At 39.4% G+C, this 724-nt stretch carries 1 protein-coding gene; it reads left to right on the top strand.

The features are described 5' to 3' along the window. A partial coding sequence (locus tag DNJ75_RS15070; protein WP_157968422.1) for an IS1634 family transposase occupies nucleotides 1-724 on the top strand: 724 nt, incomplete at both ends.

Below are 724 nucleotides of genomic sequence, written 5' to 3' on the forward strand. Positions count from 1 at the left end.
TGGATGGTTCTGGGTTTATCAAAAAGAGTCAGTTGTTTAAGGGTAATGTTTCTGAGCCAAAAACATTAGAGGAGATGGTTAAACCTTGTAGCAAGGAAGCTATTGTGGTTATGGATGCCGGTATTGCGACAGAGGACAATATCCAATGGTTGACAGAGCATGGTTATAAGTATTTGGTGATATCACGTAAACGTAATTTATCCTTGCCAGAGGACATTTCAGGTGTTGTTGTCAAAGAAGATCCGGATAACAAGGTCACCACCTATTTAGTTAAGCCATCAGAAGGCGATGAGGTGCAATTATATTGCCATTCGCAGGGGATGGAGAACAAAGGTAGTGCGATGTATGAAAAATTTAAACAACGCTTTATCGAGGAATTAGAGAAGATAAAAGCAGGGTTAAGCAAAAAAGGCTGCACGAAGAAATATGATAAAGTCTGCGAGAAACTAGGGAGACTAAAAGAAAAATACAGCAAAGTGGCAAGTCATTTTGAGCTTGAGCTAAAAGCAGATGCCAACAAGGAAAATGCCTTATCCTTGACTTGGCATGACAAGGAAACTCGAGCGAATAAAAACAAGGGGATTTACTGCATTCGTGCCAATCAAACCCATTTAAATAATCAACAAATATGGCAAACCTATCGCATGCTCAATGATATTGAAGCTGCCTTTAGAGTATTAAAAAGTGACTTAGGGATGCGTCCTGTTTATCATCAAACCACAGA

It is taken from the genome of Cysteiniphilum litorale (genome assembly GCF_003428165.1).
Taxonomy (GTDB): domain Bacteria; phylum Pseudomonadota; class Gammaproteobacteria; order Francisellales; family Francisellaceae; genus Caedibacter; species Caedibacter litoralis.